Source organism: Amycolatopsis keratiniphila subsp. keratiniphila, assembly GCF_001620365.2.
In the GTDB taxonomy this organism is placed as follows: Bacteria; Actinomycetota; Actinomycetes; order Mycobacteriales; family Pseudonocardiaceae; genus Amycolatopsis; species Amycolatopsis keratiniphila.
This window is the reverse complement of sequence record NZ_LQMT02000057.1, coordinates 8,661-12,833: the sequence shown is the minus strand read 5'-3', so window position 1 is coordinate 12,833 and position 4,173 is coordinate 8,661. Positions and strand designations below refer to the sequence as shown.

Sequence of the window (4,173 nt, the reverse complement as noted above, 5' to 3'; positions counted from 1 at the left end):
GCAGTTCGTGCGAGACGTCGGAGGTGAACCGGCGCTGCAAGCCGCCGAACTCCTCCAGCTGGCGGATCTGCCGCTGGATGCTCGCGGCCATCTCGTTGTAGGACACGGCTAGTTTGGCCAGATCGTCCTCGCCGAGCACGGCGAGCCGCTGGTCGAGGTCCCCGCCCGCGAACTGTTCGGCCGCCGCGGCGGCCTGCCGGACCGGCCGGACCACCTGTCTGGTGACCAGGTTCGTGATCCCGGCCAGCAGGAGCAGCAGGACGAGCCCGCCGACGAGCAGCGTGTTCTGCACCGTCGAGACGGTGTTCTGCTCACTGGTGAGCGGGTACAGCAGGTAGAGCTGGAGCGGGTTGATCATCGTGCTGACCGGCGCGCCGACGATCAGATACGTCGTCTTGCCGCCGTCGGCCTCGGTGACCGTGTGGGTCAGGTAGCTGAGCTGCTCGGTCTCGACGAACTGACGCAGCCGCACCGGCACCCGGTCGTAGGGACCGGCGGCCACCGGTTTGCTGGACTGGTCGCGCCCGCCCGCGGCCAGCACCGGTTCGAAGGTGCCCGCCGTCGATCCCGCGCCGTCCTGCGACGACGTCGTGCTGGAGATCTTCTTCAGCGCGTTGTTCATCCGCGCGGTGAGCGCTTCCGGGCTCTCGGTGCCGACGCCGATCAGCTCGCCGGCCGCGGTCTCGACGACCGCCCTGGTCTGGGCGATCGCCGCGTTCTGCTTGGTCTCGACCAGCCGGTCGGTGATCTGGTTCTGCAGCACCATGCCCAGCACGAACACCACGGCCGACGACAGCGCCAGCGTGGACACGGTGACCCGGAACTGCAGCGAATACCGCCACAGCTCGTTGAACGCCACGACCTTGCGGCGCACGAAAACCACGATGCGCCGGAACTGGCGCATCGTGGTCTGGGCAAGCCTTCGCAAGCGTCCGCTCATGGGGTGATCACGGCGGGCCCGCCTTGTACCCGACGCCGCGGACGGTCAACACCACCTCGGGGTGCTCCGGGTCCTTCTCCACCTTCGAGCGCAGCCGCTGGACGTGCACGTTCACCAGCCGGGTGTCGGCGGCGTGGCGATAGCCCCACACCTGCTCGAGGAGCACCTCGCGGGTGAACACCTGCCGCGGTTTGCGGGCGAGCGCGACCAGGAGGTCGAACTCGAGCGGGGTCAGCGGGATGGCCTTGCCCTCCCGCGTCACCTCGTGGCCGGGGACGTCGATCGCGAGGTCGCCGATCGTCAGCGACTCGGCGGGCTCGGCCTCGGTGCGGCGCATCCTGGCGCGGACGCGGGCCACGAGCTCCTTCGGTTTGAAGGGCTTGACCACGTAGTCGTCGGCCCCCGACTCGAGCCCGAGGACGATGTCCACGGTGTCGCTCTTGGCGGTGAGCATCACGATCGGCACGCCGGATTCGGCCCGGATCGCCTTGCAGACGTCGATGCCGTTCATGCCGGGCAGCATGAGGTCGAGGAGGACCAGGTCCGGTTTCAGCTCACGAAGCGCGGGCAGCGCCCGTGAGCCGTCGGCCACGACGGCTGTGTCGAACCCCTCCCCACGCAGCACGATGGTGAGCATCTCCGCGAGAGCAGGGTCGTCGTCGACGACCAGAACACGTGCCTTCATAAACCTATGTTCGCACTAGTTTCCCCGTGCGGGCGCGCGACCCGGCGATGTGACCACCAGAAAGATCATCGAATCGGGCAAATTGCTCCATCCGAGTAGGGTCTTCGGGCCCTAGAGAGCACGTCGGAGCCGGGTGAACGGCCTCGGGGAGTCGATCGCGAAGACACCGGTCAGCACATCGCCGCGGTGATAGGTCGCGACGAAGCGCTTCGAAGCCACATCACCTTCGGCGATCCGCACGTCTTCCGTGGCCACTCCGGCGAATTGGAGCCGCCGTCCGTACTGATCGGACCAAAAGTAACCGTGTCGTGCGAAATGCGTGACGGTCGAGCCGGCGAGCAGGTTCGCGACCGCGACGCCAGGCTGTTCCCCGGCCGCCGTCCAGTGCTCGGCGCGGACCCGGACGCCGCGCAGCGGGCAGCGGTAGCGCGCGACGTCACCCACCGCGATCACTCGGGGATTCGCTGTGACACAGCCGGAATCGACCAGCACCCCGTCGTCGACGGCGAGCCCGGAGCCGGTCAGCCATTCGGTGGCGGGCCGCGCGCCCACTCCGGCGACGACGAGATCGGCGCGGAGTTCGCGGCCGTCGGCGAGCCGCACACCGGTGACGCGGCCGGTCCCGGAGAACCCGGCGACGGGGACGCCCGTGACCAGCCGGACGTCGTTCTCCGCGTGCAGTTCCCCGCACACCGCGCCCATTCGCGCGCCGAGGACGGGGGCGAGCGGCACGGGCATCGCCTCGATCACGCTGACTTCGTGGCCGAGCAGACGGCACGCGGACGCGACCTCCGCGCCGATGAATCCCGCGCCGATGACGACGACCGAGGAAGGTCCCGCCGCGAGAGCACGCTTCAGGGCGACCGCGTCTTCGAGTGTCCGCAAGGTGTGTACGCCGGTCAGATTCCTTGCCGCGGCAAGGGTTCTGGCCACCGCTCCGGTCGCGACGACGTAGCCGTCGGCGGCGATCGTGGTGCCATCGGCGAGCGTCACGCCTTCGCGGCCGAGCCTTTCGGCGCGGACGCCGAGGTGCCATTCGGCGGCCAGCGCGTCGAGATCGTCCCGCCCGGCGAGCGCGATGTCGTCGGCGGAAACCTTGCCCAGCAAGAAATCCTTCGACAACGGCGGCCGGTCGTAAGGCGGTTCGGCGCCGATCATCACCAGCCGCCCGTCGAAGCCTTGGGCGCGCAACTCCTGTGCCGCGCGGAGCCCCGCCAGGGAAGTGCCGACGACGGCGACGGTTCTCAAGCGACGTCCTGCCGCACCTCGGTGTCCACGTAGATCACCCCGTCGGCGACCACGACCGGGTACGTGCGCACGGCGTTCTTGGCGGGCAGGCAGTCCGGCGCGCCGGTGCGCAGATCGAACCGCGCGGCGTGCAGCGGGCATTCGACGTAACAGCCTTCGATCCAGCCGTCGGCGAGCGACGCGTCCTGATGGCTGCAGGTGTCGTCGAGCGCGTAGTACGCGCCCTCGGAATGGAAGACGGAGACGGGCACGGGGCCCGCCAGGCGGACGGCTTCGCCTTCGGGCAACTCGGAGACGGAGCAGGCACGGATCATCGGGGCCTCCGGGGAAAGGACCGACGGTTTTGTTGATGTTGCGTATTACGAGACGGGACGTGCTCTGCGCAACAATCACCCTCGAGGGGCCGACGCGTCAAGGGATTCGCCCACTCAGCCGAACGGATCCGGGCGAAACGGCTACTGTTGCGTCATGCGGAACCAGGACGCGGGGAACGCAACGCCCAGTCAGGTGCAGTCCGTCGACCGCGCGATCAGCGTGCTGGAACTGCTGGCGCGCAACGGGGAAACGGGGATCACCGAGATCGCGGGCGAGCTCGGCGTGCACAAGTCGACGGCCTCGCGCCTGCTGAGTGTCCTGGAGAACCGCGGTCTCGTCGAGCAGCTCGGCGAACGCGGCAAATACGCGATCGGCTTCGGCGTCGTCCGGCTCGCCGGCGCCGCCACCGGCAGGATGGACCTGGCGAAACTGGGCAGGCAGACCTGCCAGGGCCTGGCGGAGACGCTCGGCGAGACGGTCAACATCGCGATCGCCGACGACGGCGTCGCGATCAACGTCAGCCAGGCCCGCGGCTCGGCCGCGATCACCACGCAGAACTGGACCGGGCAGCGCACTCCCCTGCACGCGACGTCCAGCGGGAAGGTGCTGCTCGCGTACATGGGCGACGTCGAGCGCAAACGCTTGCTCCGGCGGAAGCTCGAACGGTTCACGCCGCGGACCACGGTCGATCCGGACGAGCTGACCGCCGAGCTGGAGCGGGTCGCCGAGGACGGGTACGCGGCCTGTTTCGAGGAGCTGGAGCTGGGGATGCACGCGGTCGCGGTGCCGGTGCACGGGCCCGGCGGCGACGTCGTCGCGGCGATGAGCGCTTCGGGCCCGTCGTACCGGCTTTCAAAGCAGCGGGTGCGGCAGATCGTGCGGCCGCTGACGGAGGCGTCGGCGGATCTTTCGGCGCAGCTGGGGTACTTCGCGGAGTGACGTGACCTGCCCTCTCACGCGGCCGGGCGTGCTAGGAACGGTCCTT

5 protein-coding genes are annotated in these 4,173 nt (G+C 69.3%); 1 reads left to right on the top strand and 4 read right to left on the bottom strand.

Annotation, left to right across the window (positions count from 1 at the left end; all coding sequences use genetic code 11):
- The 4 genes from AVR91_RS41825 to AVR91_RS41810 form a co-directional block, all read right to left on the bottom strand.
- On the bottom strand, positions 1-904 hold a 904-nt coding region (locus tag AVR91_RS41825; RefSeq protein WP_211282839.1), incomplete at its 3' end, for a HAMP domain-containing protein.
- Positions 905-947: 43 nt separating this feature from the next.
- Positions 948-1,625 (bottom strand): MtrAB system response regulator MtrA, encoded by a 678-nt coding sequence (mtrA, locus tag AVR91_RS41820; RefSeq protein WP_005150760.1) that lies wholly within the window; start codon positions 1,623-1,625, stop codon positions 948-950.
- A gap of 111 nt (positions 1,626-1,736) precedes the next feature.
- On the bottom strand, positions 1,737-2,873 hold the full coding sequence (locus AVR91_RS41815) for an NAD(P)/FAD-dependent oxidoreductase (RefSeq protein WP_063277745.1): 1,137 nt from the start codon (positions 2,871-2,873) through the stop codon (positions 1,737-1,739).
- On the bottom strand, positions 2,870-3,187 hold the full coding sequence (locus AVR91_RS41810) for a bifunctional 3-phenylpropionate/cinnamic acid dioxygenase ferredoxin subunit (RefSeq protein ID WP_037341010.1): 318 nt from the start codon (positions 3,185-3,187) through the stop codon (positions 2,870-2,872). The genes AVR91_RS41815 and AVR91_RS41810 overlap by 4 nt, the downstream gene beginning before the upstream one ends.
- A gap of 154 nt (positions 3,188-3,341) precedes the next feature.
- On the opposite strand from AVR91_RS41810, the gene AVR91_RS41805 reads away from it, so the two are divergent.
- Complete coding sequence (locus AVR91_RS41805) at positions 3,342-4,127, top strand: IclR family transcriptional regulator (protein ID WP_063277746.1); 786 nt, start codon at positions 3,342-3,344, stop codon at positions 4,125-4,127.
- Positions 4,128-4,173: the final 46 nt, after the last annotated feature.